General features: G+C 75.0%; 20 protein-coding genes. 11 read left to right on the forward strand and 9 right to left on the reverse strand.

Annotated elements, in window-relative coordinates; translation table 11 throughout:
- Nucleotide 1 precedes the first annotated feature (1 nt).
- On the reverse strand, nt 2-706 hold the full coding sequence (locus CLT72_RS13205; protein ID WP_101411973.1) for a lysophospholipid acyltransferase family protein: 705 nt from the start codon (nt 704-706) through the stop codon (nt 2-4).
- A gap of 271 nt (nt 707-977) precedes the next feature.
- Here CLT72_RS13205 and CLT72_RS13210 point away from each other — a divergent pair, with 271 nt between their 5' ends.
- From CLT72_RS13210 to CLT72_RS13225, 4 genes are all read left to right on the forward strand, one after another.
- Nucleotides 978-2,162 (forward strand): sensor histidine kinase, encoded by a 1,185-nt coding sequence (locus tag CLT72_RS13210; protein WP_199184567.1) that lies wholly within the window; start codon nt 978-980, stop codon nt 2,160-2,162.
- Nucleotides 2,159-2,830 (forward strand): response regulator transcription factor, encoded by a 672-nt coding sequence (locus tag CLT72_RS13215; protein ID WP_101411977.1) that lies wholly within the window; start codon nt 2,159-2,161, stop codon nt 2,828-2,830. Before CLT72_RS13210 ends, CLT72_RS13215 begins: the two co-directional genes overlap by 4 nt.
- A 253-nt stretch (nt 2,831-3,083) precedes the next feature.
- Nucleotides 3,084-3,935, forward strand: a complete 852-nt coding sequence (locus tag CLT72_RS13220) for a DUF308 domain-containing protein (RefSeq protein ID WP_101411979.1) — start codon at nt 3,084-3,086, stop codon at nt 3,933-3,935.
- Nucleotides 3,936-4,115: 180 nt separating this feature from the next.
- Nucleotides 4,116-5,534, forward strand: coding sequence for an alpha,alpha-trehalose-phosphate synthase (UDP-forming) (locus tag CLT72_RS13225; RefSeq protein WP_101415136.1), 1,419 nt, complete (start codon nt 4,116-4,118; stop codon nt 5,532-5,534).
- A 19-nt stretch (nt 5,535-5,553) separates the two neighbouring features.
- Here CLT72_RS13225 and CLT72_RS13230 read toward each other — a convergent pair whose 3' ends face one another.
- From CLT72_RS13230 to CLT72_RS13255, 6 genes are all read right to left on the reverse strand, one after another.
- Nucleotides 5,554-6,357 carry an alpha/beta hydrolase gene (locus tag CLT72_RS13230; protein WP_101415137.1) on the reverse strand — a complete coding sequence of 268 codons (804 nt, stop codon included), beginning with the start codon at nt 6,355-6,357 and terminating at the stop codon, nt 5,554-5,556.
- Between the two features lie 188 nt (nt 6,358-6,545).
- Nucleotides 6,546-7,955 carry a flavin-containing monooxygenase gene (locus CLT72_RS13235; protein ID WP_101411981.1) on the reverse strand — a complete coding sequence of 470 codons (1,410 nt, stop codon included), beginning with the start codon at nt 7,953-7,955 and terminating at the stop codon, nt 6,546-6,548.
- Nucleotides 7,956-8,047: 92 nt separating this feature from the next.
- A complete protein-coding gene (locus tag CLT72_RS13240; RefSeq protein ID WP_101415138.1) occupies nt 8,048-8,755 on the reverse strand; it encodes an endonuclease/exonuclease/phosphatase family protein in 708 nt (235 codons plus the stop codon).
- A 10-nt stretch (nt 8,756-8,765) separates the two neighbouring features.
- The gene (locus tag CLT72_RS13245; RefSeq protein ID WP_101411983.1) at nt 8,766-9,713 is read right to left on the reverse strand and encodes an ROK family glucokinase; all 948 of its coding nucleotides are present in this window, start codon (nt 9,711-9,713) and stop codon (nt 8,766-8,768) included.
- Nucleotides 9,714-9,789: 76 nt separating this feature from the next.
- Nucleotides 9,790-10,434: a hypothetical protein gene (locus CLT72_RS13250; protein WP_101411984.1), complete on the reverse strand. Its 645-nt coding sequence runs from the start codon at nt 10,432-10,434 to the stop codon at nt 9,790-9,792.
- 31 nt (nt 10,435-10,465) lie between these two features.
- Nucleotides 10,466-10,921 carry an SRPBCC family protein gene (locus tag CLT72_RS13255; RefSeq protein WP_088999185.1) on the reverse strand — a complete coding sequence of 152 codons (456 nt, stop codon included), beginning with the start codon at nt 10,919-10,921 and terminating at the stop codon, nt 10,466-10,468.
- Between the two features lie 193 nt (nt 10,922-11,114).
- Between CLT72_RS13255 and CLT72_RS13260 the strand changes: the two genes are divergently transcribed.
- The 5 genes from CLT72_RS13260 (at nt 11,115) to CLT72_RS13280 (ending at nt 18,068) form a co-directional block, all read left to right on the forward strand.
- Nucleotides 11,115-12,917, forward strand: a complete 1,803-nt coding sequence (locus CLT72_RS13260) for an AMP-dependent synthetase/ligase (protein WP_101415139.1) — start codon at nt 11,115-11,117, stop codon at nt 12,915-12,917.
- A 14-nt stretch (nt 12,918-12,931) separates the two neighbouring features.
- Nucleotides 12,932-14,620, forward strand: coding sequence for a sensor histidine kinase (locus CLT72_RS13265; RefSeq protein WP_101411986.1), 1,689 nt, complete (start codon nt 12,932-12,934; stop codon nt 14,618-14,620).
- A gap of 7 nt (nt 14,621-14,627) precedes the next feature.
- Nucleotides 14,628-15,296: a response regulator transcription factor gene (locus tag CLT72_RS13270; protein WP_007072219.1), complete on the forward strand. Its 669-nt coding sequence runs from the start codon at nt 14,628-14,630 to the stop codon at nt 15,294-15,296.
- Between the two features lie 191 nt (nt 15,297-15,487).
- Entirely contained in the window at nt 15,488-16,297 is an 810-nt protein-coding gene (locus tag CLT72_RS13275) for an SAM-dependent methyltransferase (protein ID WP_101411988.1), read from the forward strand.
- Between the two features lie 115 nt (nt 16,298-16,412).
- Nucleotides 16,413-18,068 carry a putative bifunctional diguanylate cyclase/phosphodiesterase gene (locus CLT72_RS13280; protein ID WP_101415140.1) on the forward strand — a complete coding sequence of 552 codons (1,656 nt, stop codon included), beginning with the start codon at nt 16,413-16,415 and terminating at the stop codon, nt 18,066-18,068.
- A 58-nt stretch (nt 18,069-18,126) separates the two neighbouring features.
- Here the strand turns inward: CLT72_RS13280 and CLT72_RS13285 are convergent, their stop codons facing one another.
- A complete protein-coding gene (locus CLT72_RS13285; protein WP_088999182.1) occupies nt 18,127-19,251 on the reverse strand; it encodes a glycosyltransferase family 4 protein in 1,125 nt (374 codons plus the stop codon).
- Complete coding sequence (locus CLT72_RS13290) at nt 19,248-20,507, reverse strand: M48 family metallopeptidase (RefSeq protein WP_101411990.1); 1,260 nt, start codon at nt 20,505-20,507, stop codon at nt 19,248-19,250. Before CLT72_RS13290 ends, CLT72_RS13285 begins: the two co-directional genes overlap by 4 nt.
- 216 nt (nt 20,508-20,723) lie before the next feature.
- Here CLT72_RS13290 and CLT72_RS13295 point away from each other — a divergent pair, with 216 nt between their 5' ends.
- Together CLT72_RS13295 and CLT72_RS13300 are read left to right on the forward strand one after the other, a co-directional pair.
- On the forward strand, nt 20,724-21,239 hold the full coding sequence (locus tag CLT72_RS13295; RefSeq protein WP_101411992.1) for a hypothetical protein: 516 nt from the start codon (nt 20,724-20,726) through the stop codon (nt 21,237-21,239).
- A gap of 71 nt (nt 21,240-21,310) precedes the next feature.
- A complete protein-coding gene (locus CLT72_RS13300; RefSeq protein WP_101411994.1) occupies nt 21,311-22,156 on the forward strand; it encodes a DUF4097 family beta strand repeat-containing protein in 846 nt (281 codons plus the stop codon).
- Nucleotides 22,157-22,234: the final 78 nt, after the last annotated feature.

The raw sequence follows: 22,234 nt of genomic DNA on the forward strand, positions 1-22,234 counted from the left end.
GTCAGGCGGGGACCGGCTCGCGCGGGACGGGGTTCGCGGGGCTCTTGGCCTTCTGGGCGTACATGTCGACGTACTCGCGGCCGGAGAGCTCCATCAGCTCGTACATGATCTCGTCGGTCACCGCGCGCTCGACGAACCGGTCGCCGGCCATCCCGGCGTAACGGGAGAAGTCCAGCGGCGGGCCGAACCGGATCCGCACCCGGGCGATCTTGGGGATCAGCTTGCCGGGCGGCTGGATCTCGTCGGCGTTGAGCATCGCCGTCGGGACCACCGGGGCGCCGCTCTCCAGGGCCAGCCGGGCCACGCCGGTCTTGCCCCGGTAGAGACGCCCGTCCGGCGAGCGGGTGCCCTCGGGGTAGATGCCGGCGATGCCCCCGCCGCGCAGCACCCGCAGCTGGGTGTCCAGCGCCGCGCGGGCCGCCCGGCCGCCCGAGCGGTCGACCGGGATGGTGCCGGAGCCGACGAAGAACATCTTCGTCAGCCAGCCCTTGACGCCCTTGCCGGTGAAGTACTCGGCCTTGGCGATGAACGTCACCCGTCGCTTCACGACCAGCGGCGTGAAGATCGAGTCGGAGAACGACAGATGGTTGCTGGCGAGGATCACCGGCCCGGTGTCGGGCACGTGGTGCAGCCCCTCGACCTGCGGGCGGAAGACCAGCCTCAGCAGCGGGCCGAGGAGGACGTACTTCATCAGCCAGTACAGCACCGGCGTCCTTTCCCAGGGGTGGTCGCGACGCCGCCGCGCTCGCCGCGGCTGCGTCGTGGGCATGAGCCTACGAACCCGATGCCGGCGGCCACAACGTGATCCGGCCCGCGGCGCGTCTCCGTCCACCCCGGACCGGTCGGCAAGCGGTCATGGCCGCCGGCGGTGTCGCCTGCCGACGTACCGCCGTCGGTCGTGGATACGGCCCGGGGCGACAGCCGGTCGCGACACCCGTCGGCCCCGCACACCGGCCGGCGGCGCCTACCCTCTCAAGGTGCGGGTGGCAGGGACGCGGCGGGAGGCGGGCAGGCTGGTCGGGCTGCCCCGGGCCACGGTGCTGGACCTGGTCATCGGGGCCGCCGTGTCGATCGTCGTGGCGGCGGCGATCACCGCGAACGTGGGCGGGGACCGGGGCCGCGACGTGCCCGCCTACCTGTTCGCCGTCGGGCTCGGCGCACTCGTGCTGCTGCGCCGCCGCGCGCCGGCGACCGTGCTGGTGGTCAGCGCCGCCGGCCTGGTGGCCTACTACGTGGCCGGCTACCCGCCGGTCGGGCTGGCCCTCCCCCTCGCCGCGGCGCTCTACTCCGCCGCCGAGGCCGGGCAGCTGCGCTGGGCGGTGCTCGTGGGGCTCGGCCTGCTCGTCGTCTCCACCGCGTTCCGCGCGGTGCAGGGCGCGAGCGTCGCGTACCTCGTCGGCTTCGAGCTGGCCTCCAGCGTGGCCATCATGGCCGCCGCGGTCGCGCTCGGCGACGGGGTCCGCTCCCGGCGGCTGCGGCGCCGGGAGCAACGGTGGCGGCTGCGGCAGCTGGAACGCGACCACGCCCGGGAGGCGGCGCGCCGGGTCGAGGAGGAACGGCTGCGCATCGCCCGGGACCTGCACGACGTGATCGCCCACCACATCTCCGTCATCTCACTGCACGCCGGTGTGGCCGACGAGGCCCTCGACGACGACCCGGTCGCCGCCCGCGCCGCCCTGGGACACGTCCGCTCGGCCACCACCCAGGTCGTCCGGGAGCTGCGCACCACCCTCGGCCTGCTGCGCGACCCGGCCGGGGCCGAACCCCGCCAGCCGGTGGCGGGACTGGCCCGGCTGGACGACCTGGCCGCCGGCGCGCGGGCCGCCGGGCTGCGCGTCGCCGTGCGCCGGCGGGGCGAGCTGACCGGCCTGCCCGCCGCCGTCGACTCGACCGCCTACCGGCTGGTCCAGGAGGCGCTGACCAACGCCCTGCGCCACGCCGACGCGGGCAGCGTCGAGATCGACGTCGTCCGCGGCCCCCGCGCCGTCGCCGTCGCGGTCCGCGACGACGGGCGCGGGCAGCGCGGGGACGCCTCGCGCGGGTACGGGCTCGGCGGCATCCGGGAGCGCACCGCCCTGCTCGGGGGCACCGTCACCGCCGGCAACCGGCCCGGCGGCGGTTTCGAGGTACGCGCCGAACTACCCCTGGGAGGGACCACGTGATCCGGGTGGGACTCGTCGACGACCAGCACCTGGTCCGCGCGGGGCTGCGGGCGCTGCTGGACCGGGCACCGGACATCGAGGTGGTCGGCGAGGCGGGCGACGGCGACGCGGCGTACCGGCTGGCGGTCACCGAGCGGCCCGACGTCCTGCTGATGGACGTCCGGATGCCCGGCACGGACGGCATCGAGGCCACCCGGCGGATCGTCGCCGACGAGCGGCTCACCGGCGTACGGGTCGTCGTGCTCACCACGTTCGACACCGACGAGTACGTCTTCGAGGCGATCCGGGCCGGCGCGTCCGGCTTCCTGCTCAAGGACACCGGCCCCGACGAGCTGCGGGGCGCGGTACGCATCGTCACCGCCGGTGAGGCGCTGCTCTCCCCGGCGGTGACGCGGCGGGTGATGGCGGCGGTGCGCTCCGGAAACCGGGCGCCGGACCCGGCCCGGCTGGGCTCGCTGACCGTCCGGGAGCGGGAGGTGCTGGCCGAGGTCGCCGCCGGCCGGTCGAACGACGAGATCGGAGCCGTCCTGCACATCAGCCCGGCGACCGCCCGCACGTACGTCAGCCGGCTGCTGGCCAAGCTGCACGCCCGGGACCGCTCGCAGCTCGTCGTGGCGGCGTACGAGAGCGGCCTGGTCCGGCCGGGCTCCCCGCCCGACCCGGGCTGAGGGCCGTGGCCGCCACCGCCGGCGGCGACGTTCGCGGGCGGCACGACCAGGGTCTCCGTTGAGAAGGATTCAGCAAGAACGGACATAAATCCCTGTCACGACCTGCGGCAGGGGCCCTGACTTCGTACGCCGCGCCACAAGGCACTCCCGGAACCGGGTCCGGACGTGTCACGATTCAAGGCACGGCGTGCCAGTCGGCGCCGAGGGGGCTCAGGCGACCGCGCCGCGGGCGCGTGATGAGGAGGATGTCCGGGTGTCAGCGGGTGGTGCCCGCCGGGGACGGCGGGACAACGGGCTCGACGCGAGCGAGTACGCCGTCGCCGGCGACGTGGATCCGCGCGTCGGTGAGCACCTGCTCGACGTCCTGGCCGCCGGTGGGATCGCCGCCTACCTCCAGCCCTCGGCCGACCTGAACCCGGTCACCCGCACCACCACCGTCCCGGCCCGCCCGGTGGACCGGCTCTACGTCGACCGGTCGCACCTGCGGACGGCGCGCGACTACCTGACCCAGCTCGCCGACGAGACGGCGGCCCCCGAGAAGCCCCGCGACGACGAGCCGGACATCGAGGCCGAGTGGGCCCGCATCGTCGCCGGCTTCCACACCACCGCCCCCCGCGGTGGCGACAACCCGTGGCCCGCCGCCGAGGACGTCGACGACCAGCCCGGGCCGGCCGGCGGGCCGGTGCCCCTCGGCACGCCCGAGGAGCCCGCCGGGCCGACCGCCACCGACGTGCGCCGGCTGCCGTACGCGGCCGACATCTCGGGCGTCTCCCTCTCCCCGGGCCGCCAGGACGAGCCGTCGCTGCTCGACGGGTTGGACACCTTCGGCGCGGACCTTCCCGACGACGAGACGGAGGACGAGCGCTACACCCCGCCACCGCCCCCGCCCCTGCCGCGCTTCTCGAAGTACGCGGTGGTCGGCGTGCTGGCCATGGTGCTCGGTTTCGTGCTCTTCCTGTTCCCGTCGATCTTCCCCGTGGCCGACCCAGGGATCGTCAACCTGTTCGGCTTCACCGGCATCCTGGCCGGCTTCGTCGCGCTGATCTGGCGGCTGCGGCCCGGCGACGACGACGAGCGCGACCCGGACGACGGCGCGGTCGTCTGAGCGCCGCCCGCCCGCCGCGTTTCCGCCCGCATTCCGGGACGACGGCCGACCCGGGCCCGGGACGCAACACTGGTGTAACTTACTGTCAGTAGGAATACCGCTGTCCGTCACATCCCCTGCTGACTGCCCGGTTGTTCCTCCGCTGCGGCGGTCACTCCCCTGCTGATCGGAATGCCCGAGATGCGACAGAGTTCCCTCGTGGTGGTGGCCAACCGCCTGCCCATCGACGACAGTATGGCGCCCGACGGTGCCTGCGAGTGGCGCCGCAGCCCCGGCGGCCTGGTCAGCGCCCTCCATCCCCTCCTGCGGCACACCCCGGCGACGTGGGTCGGGTGGGCCGGCGGCACCGGCCCGGCGCCCGCCCTGCCCGACGTCGACGGTGTCCGGATGCACACCGTCGCGCTGAGCGCCGACGACCTGCGCGACCACTACGAGGGCTTCGCCAACGCGACCCTCTGGCCGCTCTACCACGACTCGGTGGAGCAGCCCGAGTACCACCGGCGCTGGTGGGAGGCGTACCAGCGGGTCAACCAGCGGTTCGCCGAGGCCACCGCCGACGTGGCCGAGCCCGGCGCGGTGGTCTGGGTGCAGGACTACCACCTGCAACTGGTGCCGGGCCTGCTGCGTCAGCTGCGGCCCGACCTGCGCATCGGCTTCTTCCTGCACGTGCCGTTCCCGCCACCGGAGCTGTTCATGCAGCTGCCGCGCCGGGCCGAACTGCTGCGCGGGATGCTCGGCGCCGACCTCGTCGGCTTCCAGCGCTCCCAGGCCGCGCACAACTTCGCCCAGCTCGTGGCGAAGGTGCTGGACGTGCCCGCCACCGACCGGCGGATCGCCGTCGACGACCGGGTGGTCCGCATCGGCGCCTTCCCCGTCTCGATCGACACCGTGGAGATGGCCGCGCTGGCCACCCGTCCCGACGTGGCGGACCGGGCCGCCCGGCTGCGCCACGACCTCGGCAGCCCCGAGCAGGTGATCCTCAGCGTCGACCGGATGGACTACACCAAGGGCATCGAGCAGCGCCTCAAGGCCTACAGCGAACTGATCGCCGACGGGCACGTCAAGGTGCGCGACACCGTGCTCGTACAGGTGGCGGTGCCCAGCCGGGAGCGGGTCGGGCAGTACCAGATCCTCCGCGAGCGGGTGGAACGCGAGGTCGGTCGGATCAACGGCGAGTTCGGCCGGGTCGGCGAGCCGGCGATCCACTACCTGACCCAGCCGTTCGACCGCGTCGAGCTGGCCGCGCTCTACCGGGTCGCCGACGTGATGGCGGTGACCCCGCTGCGCGACGGGATGAACCTCGTCGCCAAGGAGTACGTCGCCGCCCGGGTCGACGACACGGGGGCGCTGCTGCTCAGCGAGTTCGCCGGCGCCGCCGCCGAACTGCCCCAGGCGTACCTGGTCAACCCGCACGACCTGGAGGGGCTCAAGCAGGGGCTGCTCGCGGCGCTGCGGGCGGGCCCCGACGACCTCGGTGCGCGGATGCGGGCCATGCGGGCGCACCTGCACCGGCACGACATCCGGGCGTGGGCCCGCTCCTACCTCTCCGCCCTCGACGACAGCGGCTCGCTGCTGACCCGGTTGAGCGCCGCCGGCTGACGCCGGCGGCCCGGCCCGGTCAGGGCCGGCCGGTCGGCGCCGGGTCCTTCTCCAGCCAGTCCAGGATGGCGTCGACCGGCTCCCGCCACCGCGCGTCGAGCATCATGTCGTGCCCCATGCCGGGGAAGAGCAGCGGGGCCGAGCCGTACCGCCGGGCCGCCCGGGTCAGCGCCGTCGCCGGGACCACCCGGTCGTCGGGGCTGCCCAGCACCAGCACCGGCGGGTCGCCCACCGCCGGCTCCGCGGCGCGCCCGGTGAGCAGTTGCCACTGGGCCCGCCGGCCGGCCCGGCCGAGCCGGTCCGCGTACCGCCGCGCCTCGGCCTCGGGCAGCTCCCGGCTGAACAGCTGGCGGCGGTGCAGCCGCAGCGGCCCGCCGAACACCGCCGGCAGCGTGCCGAGCGGGTTGCGGCGCACCGCCGCCCCGAACGTGGCCCAGCCGCCGAGCACCGGCGCGACCAGCACCGCGGCCCGCGCCGGGTAGCGGGCCAGCGCGTGGGCGACCACGAGGGCCCCGGCGCCGTGCCCCACCAGCACCGCCTGGCGCGGCAGGGCCGCCGCCACCTGCGTCACGTCGTGGGCGTACGCCCGCAGCGTCGCGTCCGGCGCCGGGCCGCTGTCGCCGTGCCCGCGCAGGCTCAGCGCGTACGCCGGGAAGCCCCGGGAGGCGGCATGGCCGAGCCAGTGCTCGGCGAACGCCCAGGCGCCGTGCCCGAAGCCCGGCACGAAGAGCAGCGGGGGCCGCCCCTGCTCCACCTCGGGGGCCGCGCCGAGCACCTCACGCCGGACCGGGCGGACCGGGCGGGCCCACTCCCGCCCCCGCATGATCCGCACCTGACTCACTGTTCCGGCCTTTCGTTCGCGACTGCGGGGCTCGCAAGCTCACTCCTCGCGCTCACCGGTCCGGCCTTTCGTTCGCGACTGCGGGGCTCCGCTGCGCTGCACTCCTCACGCTCACCGGTCCGGCCTTTCGTTCGCGACTGCGGGGCTCCGCTGCGCTGCACTCCTCGCGCTCACCGGGAACCTTCCAGGTCGTGCAGCGCGCGCTGGACGGCGCGCAGGTAGTCCGCGTGGCCCACCTCGAACCAGTGCCGGCTGCTGTCCTTGACGGGCCCGGCGTACCGCTCCCCCGCCTTCGCCGTCACGCGGGCGGCGAAGGCGGCCGCCCGGTCGGGACGGGTGACGCGCAGCCGCAGCAGCCGGGCGAAGAGCACCGCCTGCCAGTGCGACAGGGGGAAGATGCCGGAATCCGGCTGGACCAGCCCGGCCACGGCCAGCGTGGGGCGGCCCGGGACGAAGGCGTTGAGCCAGAGCTTCGGCCGGCCCTGCCCCGCCTCGTCGCCGAGCACCGTGGGGTCGAGGAACTCGAAGCGCGGCAGGTAGCCGGTGGCGAAGACGACCAGATCCGGGTCGATCTGCCGGCCGTCGGAGAGCTCGACGGCGTACGGGTGGAAGCGCACGACGTCCGGCACCGGCGCGATCTGGCCGTGGCCCACGTAGTAGACGAGCTGGCTGTTGGCGATCGGGTGCGTCTCGTAGACCCGGTGGTCGGGCTTCGGCAGACCGAACCGCGTCAGGTCGCCGACGGTCAGCCGCAGCGTCCAGTGGTAGAGCCACTGCCGCACCCGCAGCGGCACGCGCAGCGCCAGCAGCGCGTCGTTGACCTGGTCGGCAGGGCGACCGAGGACGTACTTCGGGGCGTACCAGTAACCCCGGCGGGTGGAGTGCCAGCAGCGCGACGCCTGCTGGGCGGCCTCCACGGCGACGTCGCAGCCCGTGTTGCCAGCGCCCACCACCAGCACCCGCTTGCCGCGCAGCTGCGCCGGGTCCTTGTAGGACGAGGCGTGCATGACCTCGCCCCGGAACTCCTCCAGCCCCTCGTAGCGGGGCAGCTTCGGCGACCAGTTGTGGCCGTTGGCGACCACCACGGCCGCGTAGCGGGAGGTGCGTTCCGGGCCGTAGCCGCCGGTGCTGCGGGTCGTCACGTCCCAGCGGTCACCGGCCACGGGCTCCACCCGGACGACCTCGGTGCCGAACCAGATGTGCCCGCGCAGGTCGAAGTGGTCGGCGTACCGCTCGAAGTACGACAGCAGCTGACTGTGGTGCGGGTAGTCCGGCCAGTCGTCCGGCATCGGGAAGTCGGGGAACTGGGTGAAGGGCCGCGACGAGATCAGGTGCGTGCTCGCGTACACCGGGCTGCGGTCGTGCCGCCAGTTCCAGGCGCCGCCGACGCCGGTCTCCCGCTCGTAGCAGTCGACGCCGAAGCCGTGCTCCTTCAGGTTCTTGATGGCCGTGAGGCCGCTGGCCCCGGCGCCGATCACGCAGACGGTGTCGCCCCGGTCGGAGACCGGCCGGCCGTCGCGGGTCAGGGCGAGAGTGCTCGCCTCCGGGTCGGGCCGGCCGTGGTCGGTGGAGGTGGACACCGGGATCTCCTTTTGTGCGGCACGAGTGCCGGGTCGCGCAGCATCCTCTCCGCAACGGAGCGGGTTGTCCAGCCCCGGACGCGGCGGAGGAGTCAGTCGGCGGCGGGCAGCAGCAGGTCGACCAGGACCGGGAAGTGGTCGCTGGCGCGCCGGGTCTGCGGGGTGTCCACCACGTCGTAGTCGACCACCGTGACGCGCGGGTCGACGAAGAGGGCGTCGATGCGGCGGCGTGGATCCGCGCACGAGTAGGTGAGCCGGTCGGCCCGGTCCATCGCCACGGCGGCGTCGGTCAGCCCGCGCGCCACGGTCGCCCAGGCCGGCCCGTCCGGGCCCTCGTTCAGGTCGGCGGCGGCGATCACCGGCGTGGCGGCGGCGTCCAGCTCGCGCTTGAACAGCGCGGCCTGCCCGGGCCGCTCGGCCGGGTCGGTGGACAGGTGCGAGCCGGCCACGGTGAACCGGGCGGCGCCGGCGACCACGCACTCGGCGTACGCGGCGCCGCGCAGGTGCCGGCCGGGGGTGAGCGGGAAGCGCTGACACCTCTCGGCCACCACCCGCACCCGCAGGCTGGTCAGCAGCAGGTTGCCGAGGGCCGGCAGCCCGCCGGCCGCCACCACCAGGCCGAACGACTCCGCCAGCGCCGCCGACTTCTGCCGCCACCGGAACCGACGCGGCCCCTCCTGCACGATCACCACGTCCGGCCTGACGTCGCGGACCACCGTTGCCAGCGCGGCCGTGTCGTCGCGCTGGCTGTGGATGTTGTACGACACGACGCGCAGGGGAACGCCCGGGTTCTGCGTCACGGTCACCGCCTCAGATCCGACGGGACAGGTCGGCGGCGCCGATGACGCCGGCGGTGTTGCCCAGCTCGGCCGGGCGGATCTCGGCGACCGGGAGGCGGCTGCGCTGGGCGAGGGCGTCGGCGAACGAGCGGCGGGTCGGGCCGAGCAGCAGGTCCCCGGCGTCGATCACCCCACCGCCGACCACCAGCACCTGCGGGTCGAGGATCTGCGCCATGTCGGCGAGGCTGGTGCCGAGCCAGCGCCCGACCTGAGCGAACGCCTCGGTGGAGACCGGGTCGCCGGCCTGCGCGGCGGCGGTGACCATGGGTCCGGTGACCGCCTCGGCCTCTCCACCGGCCAGCTCCAGCAGGCCCGTGGCCCGGTGCGGCTCCTGCCGGGCGGCGGCGCGGGCGAAGCGCACCAGGGCGCTGCCGCTGGCGTACTGCTCGATGCAGCCGAGCCGGCCGCAGCCGCACTGGTGGCCGTCCGGCACCGTCAGCATGTGGCCCAGCTCGGCGGCGATGCCGTTGGCGCCGCGCAGCAGTTCCCCGTTGAGCACGATGCCGCCGCCGACGCCGGTGCCGATGGTGAACATGACCATCGAGTCGTCGGCGTCGCGGGCGGCGCCGTGGCGGAACTCCGCCCAGGCCGCCACGTTGCCGTCGTTCTCGACGATCACCGGCAGACCGGTCGCGGCGCTGACGTAGTCACGCAGCGGCTCGTCGCGCCACGCCAGGTTCGGGGCGAACAGCACGGTCGAGCGGCTGGCGTCGATCCAGCCGGCCGCGCCGATGCCGACGGCCTCGACCGGGTGCCCGGCGGCCAGTTCGCGGACGAGTTCGATGATGACGTCGCGGGTCTTGGCGACGTCGTCGGCGGGGGTGTCCCGTCGGGCCTGCACGAGGACCGTGCCGGCGGCGTCCACGACACCACCGGCCACCTTCGTGCCACCGACGTCGACTCCGATGGTCAGCGTCACCGCTGCCACTCCCCTCTGCTGTGCTGCCCGCACCGGCGCCGGCGGTCGACCGGCGCGTGGTCGGGATGTGCGGTGGTCAGGCCCCGTCGCCCGGGGATCGCTCGCCCTCGTCCCCGGGTGCCCGGGACGCGGGGACCACGGGCCCGTCGGTGGACGTCCGGACGGTCGCCGTGGCGGCCTGCCCGGCGACGTCGACGGGCGGTACGACGGCCGGGGCGGCCGGGTCCTCCGCCCGCGTGGCGGCGGACCAGACGTCCCGCTCCGGTGCCGGCTGAGAATCATGCCCGCTCCGGGTGGCCTCGCGCCACACGTGGTCGTCCCCGCCGCCCTGGCCCCGGGTCGCAGCCGGCCCGGCGGGAGCGTCGGCGGAGGGCTCCGACGGGGCGAAGGCGCGCAGCAGGCTGGCCACGCCGGCGGCCAGGTCGCCCGCGCCGGTGGCGAGGCGCTCGGCGAACTCCGGACTCGGGTCGCGCAGCGCCGAGATGCCCCGGCAGACGGGACAGACGCAGCATTCGGCCGCGCCGGTGGCGAAACCGCCCGGGGGCGTCCCGGCCGACCCGCCCGGGCTGCCGCTGTGACCGAGGACACTCGACATGATCCCACCGAGCGGACCCCACTGGCCGCCCTTCGCACCGGCCGCGGCCAGCCTGGCGGCGGCCAGCGCCGCGGCGACCAGACGTTCGGCCTCTTCCCGGGCCGAACCCGGATCCGTTGCACCCATGGTCGGCTCCCCTACCCTGCCGCGGAACGCGTTACTGCGCCGCACCGGGTGCTTCTACCCGGCGCTTGAGCTGCTTCAACGCCGTGTCCATGATCATCTTCTCGGCCTTGCGGCGGAACATGCCGAGCATCCCGACGGAGAGCTCGACCTCCAGCGTGTAGGTCACCGTGGTGCTGCCGTCCGGGTTGCCGTCCAGGTCGTACGACCCGCGCTGGAACTTCTGCATCTTCGAGGGTGCCACCAGGTGCCACTCGATGCGGGAGAGGTCCTCGGCGTACTCGTAGGCCAGCACGTACTCGTCGGCCATCACCCCGGCGTCGATGGTGAACCGGACCTGACTGGCGTAGCCGTCCTCGTACTCCTCGACCACCTCGACCCGGCGCACCGCCTCGGTCCACTCGGGGTAGCTCGGGAAGTCGCAGATGACGGCCGCCACCCGCTCCGGTGACGCGCCGATGACGATCGACTGGGTGGAGGTGTCCGCCATGCAGGGAGGCTACCCGGCACCGGCGGCGCCCACGCCGCGCCGCCCCCGGCACGCCGCGGCGAGCCTGCGGCGGTGGCCCACGGGCAGGCTGGGCGACCTGCCTTTTCGTCCCGGCCGCCGGGCCGGGTAGGTTTCGACAGAGCCGACCCGTGGTGGCGGCCGGCCCGGCCAGTGTGAGCACGAGGGAGTGCAGGTGCGCGAGTTCTCCGTCCCGCCGATCGTCACCGTCGGCGACTCGGCCAACCTCACCGACCCGGTCTGGGACAACGCCGAGGTCGCCCCGGACGCGGTCCAGTTCGTCCGCCCCAGCGGCCCGGCGGGCACCTGGGCCGACGTCACCTGCCGCCAGTTCCGCGACGAGGTCGTGGCGGCGGCCAGGGGCCTGGTCGCCGCCGGCCTCCAGCCCGGCGACCGGGTGGGCCTGATGAGCCGCACCCGCTACGAGTGGACCCTGCTGGACTACGCGATCTGGGCGGCCGGCGCGGTCACCGTGCCGATCTACGAGACCTCCAGCGCCGACCAGGCCGCCTGGATCCTGTCCGACTCCGGCGCGGTGGGCTGCGTGGTGGAGAGCAACGCGCACGCCACCCTGGTCGCCGGCGTCCGGGACCGCCTGCCCGACCTGCGCCACGTCTGGCAGATCGACCTCGACGCCGTGGACGAGCTGGCCCGCTCCGGCGCGGCCGTCGACCCGGCGGAGATCGACCGGCGGCGGGCCGCGCTGCGCGCCGACGACGTCGCCACGATCATCTACACCAGCGGCACCACCGGCCGCCCCAAGGGCTGCGTGCTGACCCACCGCAACATGTACGCCGACATCGCCAACGCGGTGCCGGTGCTGCCGAACCTGTTCCGCCCGGGTGCCTCGACCCTGCTCTTCCTCCCGCTGGCGCACGCCTTCGCCCGGCTCATCCAGATCGGCGTGGTGCAGGCTCGGGCCACCATGCGGCACTGCGCGGACACGAAGAACCTGGTCGGCGAGCTACAGGAGTTCCGCCCCACCTTCGTGCTCTCGGTCCCCCGGGTGTTCGAGAAGGTCTACAACGGCGCCAAGCAGAAGGCCGAGGCCGACGGCAAGGGCAGGATCTTCGCCCGCGCGGAGCAGGTCGCCATCGCGTACAGCGAGGCGCTGGAGACCTCCGGCGGCCCCGGCCTGGCGCTGCGGGCCCAGCACGCGCTGTTCGACAAGCTCGTCTACCGCAAGCTGCGGGCGGCGCTCGGCGGCCGGTGCCGCGACGCCATCTCCGGCGGCGCCCCGCTCGGTGCCCGGCTCGGCCACTTCTTCCGCGGCATCGGCGTGAACGTGTGCGAGGGCTACGGCCTGACCGAGACCTCCCCCGCCGCCGCCGCGAACCTGCCCGACGCCACCCGGATCGGCTCCGTCGGCCGCCCGCTGCCCGGGGTCACCATCCGCATCGAGGACGACGGCGAGATCCTGATCGCCGGAGACCTGATCTTCCAGGGCTACTGGCGCAACGAGGAGGCGACCGCCGAGGCGCTCAGCGCGGACGGCTGGTTCCGCACCGGCGACCTGGGCCAGCTCGACGACGAGGGCTTCCTGAGCATCACCGGCCGCAAGAAGGAGATCATCGTGACGGCCGGCGGCAAGAACGTCGCCCCGGCCGTGCTGGAGGACCAGGTCCGGGCCCACCCGCTGGTCAGCCAGTGCGTGGTGGTCGGCGACCGGGCGCCCTTCATCGCCGCGCTGGTCACCATCGACGAGGAGGCGCTGCCGCGCTGGCTCGCCTCGGCCGGCCTGCCCGAGGACACCCCCGTCGAGAAGCTGCGCGACCACGAGGGGCTGCGCGCCGAGATCCAGGGCGCCGTCGACACCGCCAACCAGGTGGTCTCCAAGGCCGAGGCCATCAAGGTGTTCCGGATCCTGCCCCGGGACTTCACCGAGGCGACCGGCGAGCTGACCCCGTCGCTGAAGGTCAAGCGGCAGGTCGTCCACAAGTCGTACGCGGCGGAGATCGCCGACATCTACCGGGGCTGACTACCATCCGTCACGTGCCCGCCTCGACGCCCCCCCAGCCGCATCCCCTCGCCGCCGCCGCGCGCGTGGTCATGCTGGCGCTCGTCGCCGTCCTGACCCTGTACGCCACGAACGATCCCGGCCAACTCTGGTGGATCGCGCTGCTGGCCGCCGCCGGGCTGCCCGCCCTGCTGGCGCCCGAGCACCGGCCGGTCGGCCCGCTCAGCCGGGTGGCCGAGGTGCTGGTGCTGGGACTGGCCGCCAGCCAGGTCGCCGCCGTGGCCACCGTCGGCGGGGACGATGGCGGGCTGGGCGCCTCGGCGGTGCTGCCCTACCTGGCGGTCCCGGTGACCGTCACCGCGCTGCGCCGCCGGTTCCGCGAGGGCGTCGGCCTGCTGGCCGTCGCCACGGCGACCCTGCTGGTGGCCGGTGCCCTCACCAAGGTCGACGGCGGCCGGCAGATCGGCGAGCTCGGCTACCTGGTGGTCTGCGCCCAGTGGCTGATCCTGGCCGGGCTCGGCCTCGCCGCCGCCAGCGGCCTGCACCGGGTCATGCAGGTCCGCAACGAGGGCAAGCCCCAGCCGTACGCCGAGGCGACCCGGCTGCTCACCCAGCTGCGCACGGTGGCCCGGCAGCTGCCCGGAGCCACCCTCGACCCGGGCGGCATCTCCGAGCACCTGCTGGAGGAACTGCGCACCGTGGCCCGGGCGGACCGGGCGGCCGTGCTGTCGGCCAGCGGCGGCGGCCGGCTGGTGGTGCTCGCCCAGGTCGGCGTGGAACGGGTCGACTGGGAGACGACGCTGGACGCGGACTCGGCCATCGCCGACGCGTGGGCCAGCCAGCAGCCGCACACCGCCGCCCGCTCGCAGGCCCGCTCGCACCGCGGCGGCGACGTCTCCGCCCTGATCGTGCCGCTGGTGGCGGGCGTGCGCACCGTCGGGCTGGTGGTGCTGGAGGCGGACGCGGCGCAGGCGTACCCGCCCGGCGTGGTGTCCCGGGTGACCGGGCTGACCCGCCCGGCCGCGCTGCGGCTGGAGGCGGCGCTGCTCTTCGACGAGGTCCGCTCGCTGGCCACCAACGAGGAACGGCAGCGGCTGGCCCGGGAGATCCACGACGGGGTGGCGCAGGAACTGGTGATGGTCGGCTACGGCATCGACAACGCCCTGGCGTACGTCGACGAGGACCCGCAGGAGACCGCCGAGGCGCTGCGCACGCTGCGCGGCGAGGTGACCCGGGTGATCACCGAGCTGCGGCTGAGCCTCTTCGAGCTGCGCAGCGAGGTGGACCGGCACGGCGGCCTGGCCGCCGCGATCGCCGAGTACGCCCGCACGGTCGGCGCCTCCGGCGGGCTGCGGGTGCACCTGTCCCTGGACGAGTCCACCGCGCGCCTGCCCGCCGCCACCGAGGCCGAGTTGCTGCGCATCGCCCAGGAGGCGGTCACCAACGCCCGCAAGCACGCGGGCGCGTCGAATCTCTGGGTCACCTGCGAGGTCGATCCGCCGTACGCGCAGATCGAAGTGTCGGATGACGGTCAGGGGATCGCTGACCAGCGGTCCGACGGGCACTACGGTCTTGCGATCATGGCCGAGAGGGCGGAACGTATCCGGGGCCGGTTGGAGATCAGGCCGCGGCAACCGAGCGGCACGACCGTCGCGGTGGTGCTCGGCTCGTCGCCCCGGCGCGATAACGTGCGCGGTAGCGCAGCCGTTGCAGAAGGGGAGTAACCCGAGGATGACCACAAGTCCGACACCGGCCACCCGTACCAAGGTCCTCCTTGTCGACGACCACGACCTGATCCGCAAGGGCCTGCGGCACGCGTTCGAGCGCGACCGGCAGTTCGAGGTGGTCGGGGAGGCCGCCACGGCGGCGGAGGGCGTACGCCAGGCCGGTGCGTTGCAGCCCGATGTGGTGATCATGGACCTGCGGCTGCCCGACGGCAGCGGCCTGGAGGCCACCCGGGCGCTGCGCAAGTCCAGCGCCTCGATGGGCATCGTCGTGCTCACCATGTACGCGGGCGACGACCAGCTCTTCGGCGCCCTGGAGGCCGGCGCCAGCGCCTTCGTGCCGAAGACCGCGCCGGCCGACGAGGTGGTCGCCGCCGCCCGGCACGCCGCCTCCTCCCCCAGCGCCTTCACGGCCGCCGACCTGGCCGAGGCGATGAAGCGCCGGCTGGCGCCGTCCGGGCCGCAGCTCTCCCCCCGCGAGGGCCAGGTGCTGCGGCTGCTCGCCGACGGGATGAGCGTGGCGGGCATCGCCAAGCAGCTCTTCGTCAGCGAGTCCACCGCCAAGACGCACATCTCGAAGCTCTACGAGAAGCTGGGCGCGGCCAACCGGGCCCAGGCGCTGATGACCGCGCTGCGGCTCGGGCTGCTCGAGGCTCCCGACGCACCGAAGTTCTGACCGCCACCCCGGGAGCCCGAGGGCGTACCACCGACGGGTCCGCGACCGCCGACGGGCGGCGCGGGCCCGTCGTCGTCGCATCGAGCACGGCGGCGAAGGGTTCGCGGCGCGCTATGGTCTCCCGGGCGGTCAGCCGGCAGAATACCGGCGCGGGCAACGGTGTTCCGCACGCCGACAGGAGGGGTGAGCGCATGCAGCGGCCGGACTGGGCACCCGACGAGATCGACATCGAGCGCCCCAGCGTGGCCCGCATGTACGACTACTACCTCGGCGGCTCGCACAACTTCGCGGTCGACCGGGCGGCGGCCCAGGCGATGGTGGCGGCGGTGCCGGAGGCCCCGCTGATGGCGCAGGCGAACCGGGCGTTCCTGCGCCGCGCGGTGCAGTTCCTGCTCGACGCGGGCGTCCGGCAGTTCCTGGACGTCGGCTCGGGCATCCCGACCGTCGGCAACGTGCACGAGATCGCCCAGCGCGAGACCCCCGACGCCCGGGTGGTCTACGTCGACGTCGACCCGGTGGCGGTGGCCCACAGCCGCGAGCTCCTGGAGGGCAACGACCGCGCCGTGGTGGTGCAGGAGGACCTGCGCCACCCCGAGCGCATCGTCGGGCACCCCGACGTCCGCCGGCTGCTCGACTTCGACCAGCCGATCGCCGTGATGATCGTGGCGGTGCTGCACTTCGTGTCGGACGACGACCGGCCGGCCGAACTCCTGCGGACGCTGCGCGAGGCCCTGGCGCCGGGCAGCTACCTGGTGCTGTCGCAGGCCAGCGGCGACGGCCGTGGCGACGACGAGCGGGCCGACGCCGAGCGGGTCTACCGGCGCACCGACAATCCCCTGTGGATCCGCAGCCGCGGCGAGCTGACCACCCTCTTCGACGGCTTCGAGCTGGTCGACCCGGGCGTGGTCTGGGTGCCGCAGTGGCGCCCGGAGTCCCCCGACAGCGCCGAGGACGCCGAGCGGGCGGCCTTCATCGGCGGCGTCGGGCGGCTCGGTGGGTGAGCCTCCCGGGGCGGCCACCGTCGCCCCGAACGGCACCACCGTCCGGCGCCCGTCCCGCCCGGGGACCTTCGCCCGGGCGTGGGCCAAGGCGGTCTCCGGCACCAGCTACCTGCCGATGACCCTGGCCCAGCTCGAGGCGCTGCTGCAACGCCTCACCGAGCAGCTCGCGGCGGCCCTGCTGGCCGAGCCGATCGACCTGCGGGTGGGGCACCGGGTGGGCACCGAGCTGGTGGCCGCCCACATCGCCTCGGCCGAGGCGCTGGGTCGTACGGTCGAGGTCGTCCAGCTCCGGCTGGCCCGCGACCTCGGGCTGGTCGGCGAGGAGGTCGAGGACCGGCTGGCCCGGCTGCTCGCGGCCGTCACCACCGGATACGCCCGCGCGCTGCGCGACCGGACGCTGGACGAGCAGGAGACGATCCGCCGGGCCGCGATGACCGCCCGGGCGGAGGCGGAACGGGCGCTGCGCAGCAGCGAGGCGCGCTTCCGCCACCAGGCCACCCACGATCCGCTGACCGACCTGCCCAACCGCACGCTGCTGACCGAGCGCCTCCGCGCGGCCATCGACTCGCCCGTTCGGGGCTCGGCGCGATTGGGCGTCTGCTTCCTCGACCTCGACCGCTTCAAGGTGGTCAACGACTCCCACGGGCACCAGGTCGGCGACGGGCTCCTGGTCGCCATGGCCGAGCGGCTCCGCCGGGCCCTCGACGGGCACCTGGTCGCCCGGCTCGGCGGGGACGAGTTCGTCGTCCTGATCGAGGGCACCACCGGCACCGACGACGTGGTCGCCGTGGCCGAGGCCGCGCTCGCGGCCGTACGCGAGCCGGTGCTGGTGGACGGGCACGAGCTGAGCGTCTCGGCGAGCATCGGCATCGTCGAGCGGGAGGTCGCCGGCACCTCCCCCGGCGACCTGATGCGGGCCGCCGACAGCACGCTGCACTGGGCGAAGGCCGCCGGTGGCGCCCGCTGGGCGCTCTACGACGCCGAGCGGGACCGCCGGGACCTGGCCCGGTACGCGCTCTCCGCCGCCATTCCCGCGGCGCTGGAGCGGGGCGAGTTCTACCTCGACTTCCAGCCGCTGACCTCGCTGCGCGACGGCCGGGTGCTCGGCATGGAGGCCCTGGTGCGCTGGCGGCACCCGGAGCTGGGCGTCCTGCGGCCCGACAGCTTCATCGGGCTCGCCGAGGAGACCGGGCTGATCGTCCCGCTCGGCGGGTGGGTGCTGGCCGAGGCGTGCCGGCAGGCCGAGAGCTGGGCGGCCGACGGCGGGCCGGCCCCGTTCGTCAGCGTGAACCTGGCCGTGCGCCAGGTACGCCACGCCGGCCTCGTCCAGGAGGTGCGCGCGCTGCTGCGGCAGACCGGGCTGGCGCCGGAGCGGCTCCAGTTGGAGATCACCGAGAGCACCATGATGAGCACCGCCGAGGAGCCGGTCCGGGCGCTGCGGGCGCTCGCCGACCTCGGCGTACGGATCGCCATCGACGACTTCGGCACCGGCTACTGCAACCTGGCGTACCTGCGGGACCTTCCGGTGACGGAGCTGAAGGTGGCCGGGCAGTTCGTGGCCGGGCTGCGGGCGCCGGAGGCCCGGGCCGACGAGCGGATCCTCGCCTCGCTCGTCTCGCTCGCGCACGCGCTGGACCTGACCGTCACGGCCGAGGGCGTGGAGACCGCCGGGCAGGCCGAGCGGCTGCGGGCGATCGACTGCGACGCCGCCCAGGGCTGGCACTTCGGCCGCCCGGACTCCGCCGAGCGGATCCTGGCCCGCCTGCGCTGACCGGACGCCGGCCGGCCGGCCCGGCTACCTGCGCCGGCTGCGCTCGCGACCCGGCGTCTCAGCCGGCGAGCAGGGCGGCCATCCGCTGCGCCTGGGCCTCCCAGCGCCACTCCCGCTCCACCCAGGCGCGGCCGGCCGCGCCGAACTGGCGGGCCAGGTCCCGGTCGGCGAGCAGCGTGGCCACCCGGTCGGCGAGCTGGGCGACGTCGCGGCCCCGGACCACGAAGCCCGTCTCGCCCTCGCGGACGGCGTCCGGTGCGCCACCGGAGTCGCCGGCCACCACGGGCAGGCCGGTCGCGGAGGCCTCCAGGTAGACGATCCCGAGCCCCTCGACGTCCAGGCCCCGGTTGCGGGTGCGGCAGGGCATGGCGTAGACGTCGCCGGCGGCGTAGTGGGCCGGCAGCTCCGCCGACGGCACCGAGCCGGTGAAGACCACGTCCCGCTCGACGCCCGCTTGGCGGGCCAGCTTCTCCAGGGTGGCCCGGTAGGGCCCGCCCCCGACCACGAGCAGCGCGGCGTCGGGCACCCGGCGGCGGATCTCGGGCATCGCCCGGATCAGCATGTCCTGCCCCTTGCGCGGCACCAGCCGGGACACGCAGACCACCACCGGGCGGTCGGCCAGCCCGAGCCGGACCCGGACCGCCTGGCCGTCCACCGACGGGTGGTAGGCGTCCACGTCCACCCCCGGGGCGAGCCGGTGCAGCTCGGTCACCCCGTGCAGCGCCCGCTCCAGCCGCACCCGGGTGTACTCCCCCAGGTAGGTCGTCACGTCGACGCCGCGCCCGATCCGCCGCAGCGCCGCCCGGGCGGCCGGCAGCGCGGCCCAGCCGACCTCGTGCCCGTGGGTCTGCGCCACCGCCCGGCGGATGCCCGTGCGCCGGCGCAGGCCCGCGGCGAGCAGCCCGAGGGGGGCAGCCGCGCCGAACCACACCGTGTCGCAGTCGTACGCGCGCGCCAGGCGGGCGGCCCGGCGGGCGACCCGGGGGGTGGGCAGCAGCACCCGGGTGCGGTCGCGGACCACCTCGAACGGCTGGTCGGCGTCGAACTTCTCCGCTCCGCGCCACGTCGAGGCGTAGACGACCACCGACCCGGCGGGCTGGCGCACCGCGAGGTTGTGCACGAAGGACTGGATCCCCCCGGGACGCGGCGGGAAGTCGTTGGTGATCAGCAGCGTACGGCTCATCGGCCGGTCTCCCTGGCGTGGGCTCGGGCGGCGGCCATCCGCTCGACCGTGGACGGGTGGGTGGCGGAGTAGAGGTATTCCCAGCGGGGCGGGTCGGGATCGGCGAGGTTGATGCCGGCGAGCCGCCGCTGCATCGCCTCGAAGGCGGCCGGGTCGCCGGTCAGCGCGAGCGCGTGCGCGTCGGCGCGCGCCTCCACCCGCCGCGACATCAACGCCTGCGCCGGGGCGGAGACCAGGCCGGCCACCGTCACCAGGGCGACGAGCAGGGGGAACGCGCGTGGCTGGGCGACCGAGTCGACGCCGGCCAGGCGCAGCAGCGGGCCGGAGGAGCCGAGCAGGTAGAGCGCGACCACTGCGGCGGCGGCGCCCAGCGCCCCGGTCAGCGTGCCGACGGCGACGTCCCGGTCCTTCGCGTGCCCCAGCTCGTGGGCCACCACGGCGGTCACCTCGGCGGGCGTCGCCTCGCGCAGCAGCGTGTCGTAGACCACCACGCGCCGCGTCGGCCCGAGCCCCGAGACGTACGCGTTGACCGCCCGGGTGCGCCGTGACGCGTCGGCGACCAGCACGTCGCGTACGGGAACGCCGTCGCGGGCCGCCAGCTGCATGAGCTGGGTGCGCAGCGGCCCCTGCTCCATCGGGGTGAACCTGTTGAACACCGGCTCGACCAGCACCGGCAGCACGAAGGAGAGCAGCACCACCAGGGTCGCCGCCCCGGCCGCCCCGAACGCCCACCACCAGCGCGGCGAGAGCCGGATGACGGTGTAGAAGCCGAGCAGCGCCACCGCGCCGATCACCGCGCTGACCGCGTACGACTTGAGCAGGTCGGCCGTCCAGCCGCTCCAGCCGTTGGTGCTCAGCCCGTAGCGGGTGAGCACCGCCTGCCGCCAGGCGGCGAACGGCAGGGTCACCAGGTCGGCGACGAGCACGACGGCGAGCCCGCCGAGGACGGCCTGGGCGGCCCAGTGCCCGCCGAACGGGCGGCCGGCCAGCTCGACGAGCCGGCTGCCCAGCGGGGTCAGGCCGAGCAGCAGGGCCACCAGCAGGCCGATCGCGATAGCGGCCCAGCCGGCGGGGCGCAGCGCGGAACGGAACTCCCGGCTGCGGGCCACCTGCTCGGCGGGCAGGTCACCCAGCGCGGCGAGCTGGTCGGCCCGGGGGGCCGGCGGCCGGTGCCACGGGATGAGCAGCGCGGCGGTGACCACCAGGGCCACGGTCAGGGCGAGGAGCGACAGCACCGCCCAGCCGCGCGGGCTCACCGCCGTCCTCCCGGCGCCGCGGTGCGGCTCGCGCCGTCGCGTCGTACCCGCGTCATGCCGCCGCTCCCTCCGCCGTGACCGCCCATCCTATTGCCCGCCCGGCACCGGCCCGCTCAGGCCGACGTACGCCGTTCCGACGCCACCTGTCGCCACAATGACGCCAGGAAGGCGGCAAGTTGGCTTGCCATGGCGTCACGATGGTGCCATAGTGGCGTCATGGACCTGACGTCGTATGTCGAGAACCTCCGGCAGGAGCTGGCCGGCGTCGCCGAACTCGGCGGCGAGGAGTCCCGGGCGCTGGCCGAGCGGCTGGCCGGGCCGCTCGAGTCGGCGCTGCGGCTGGCGCTGCTGGACGCGCTGGCCGCGGCGGCGGCGGAGATCACCCGCGATCTGGCGCCCGGCTCGGTCGAGCTGCGCCTGCGCGGACGCGAGCCGAGCTTCGTCGTGACGCCACCGCCGACCGGCCCCGACTTCGCGGGCGAGCCAGACGTCGCCGCGCCGGCCGTCCCGCCCCCGGCGGACGCCGAGGAGGGCGCCACCTCCCGGATCAGCTTCCGCCTCTCCGAGCACCTCAAGGGCCGCGTCGAGGAGGCCGCCGCCCGCGACGGCCTCTCGGTCAACGCCTGGCTGGTCCGGGCGGCCAGCGCCGCCGTGGCGGCCTCCGGCACGGCCCGCCAACCGCAGCGACGCGCCCCCCGGGGCGGGGAACGCTTCACCGGCTGGGCCCGCTGATCCGCCGACCCGCCGCACCGCCGCCATCCGTCCCCGCCCGGGACGCCCACTCGTCAGAAAGGACCCGCGTCGTGCCCACCTTCGACACCCCCGCCCCGATCACGGCCACCGTCGACCTGGTCGTCGGTGACGTCCGCGTCACCGCCGCCGACCGCACCGACACCGTCGTCGAGATCCGCCCGAGCAACGCCGCCAGCGAAGCCGACGTACGCGCCGTGGAGCAGACCCGCGTCGAGTACGCCGACGGCCGACTGACGGTCAGAGCACCGCGGCAGCGCGGCTTCGGCCTGTTCGGCAAGCCCGGCTCGGTCGACGTGACGGTCGATCTGCCGACCGGCTCGCACCTGCACGGCGACGCCTCCGTGGCGACGTTCCACGGCGTCGGCCGCCTCGGCAGCTGCCGCGTCCGCACCGCGGCCGGCGACATCGAGCTGGACCACGCCGCCGACGTCGAGCTCGACACCTCCGCCGGCGCCGTCCGCGTGGAGCAGGTCGCGGGCCAGGCCCGGATCAGCACCGGCACCGGCCGCATTCGGGTGCAGGAGGTCCAGGGCGACGCGGTGGTCAAGAACAGCAACGGCGACAGCTGGTTGGGCACCGTCACCGGCGAGGCGCGCGTGAAGGCGGCCAACGGCGACATCGCCGTCGACTGCGCGTACGCCACGGTCACCGCCACCGCCGTCAACGGCGACGTCCGCATCGGCGAGGTCTCGGCGGGCACGGTGACCGTCCGGACCCAGAGCGGTCGGCTCGAAGTCGGTGTCCGCTCCGGCACCGCCGCCCTGCTCGACCTGCACACCCAGTTCGGCCGGGTGGAGAACCACCTCGAGGCGTACGACCCGCCCGGCGAGCCCGAGGGTGCCGTGCGGGTGAGCGCCCGGACCTCCTTCGGCGACATCGTCGTCCGCCGCGGCTGACCCCCGCTCGCCCGCCCAACCCGCCCCCACCGGCCCCGACGGCCGGACCGCCCCGCCCGGCCCGACGGCCGGCGTGGA

Source organism: Micromonospora sp. CNZ309 (genome assembly GCF_002846525.1).

Bases quoted from the DNA above. Each gene is read 5' to 3' on its own strand.
- CLT72_RS13225 (WP_101415136.1), top strand. From the start codon at position 4,116: ATGCGACAGAGTTCCCTCGTGGTGGTGGCCAACCGCCTGCCCATCGAC.
- CLT72_RS13230 (WP_101415137.1), bottom strand. From the start codon at position 6,357: ATGCGGGGGCGGGAGTGGGCCCGCCCGGTCCGCCCGGTCCGGCGTGAG.
- CLT72_RS13250 (WP_101411984.1), bottom strand. From the start codon at position 10,434: ATGGGTGCAACGGATCCGGGTTCGGCCCGGGAAGAGGCCGAACGTCTG.
- CLT72_RS13255 (WP_088999185.1), bottom strand. From the start codon at position 10,921: ATGGCGGACACCTCCACCCAGTCGATCGTCATCGGCGCGTCACCGGAG.
- CLT72_RS13270 (WP_007072219.1), top strand. From the start codon at position 14,628: ATGACCACAAGTCCGACACCGGCCACCCGTACCAAGGTCCTCCTTGTC.
- CLT72_RS13275 (WP_101411988.1), top strand. From the start codon at position 15,488: ATGCAGCGGCCGGACTGGGCACCCGACGAGATCGACATCGAGCGCCCC.
- CLT72_RS13280 (WP_101415140.1), top strand. From the start codon at position 16,413: ATGACCCTGGCCCAGCTCGAGGCGCTGCTGCAACGCCTCACCGAGCAG.
- CLT72_RS13285 (WP_088999182.1), bottom strand. From the start codon at position 19,251: ATGAGCCGTACGCTGCTGATCACCAACGACTTCCCGCCGCGTCCCGGG.
- CLT72_RS13295 (WP_101411992.1), top strand. From the start codon at position 20,724: ATGGACCTGACGTCGTATGTCGAGAACCTCCGGCAGGAGCTGGCCGGC.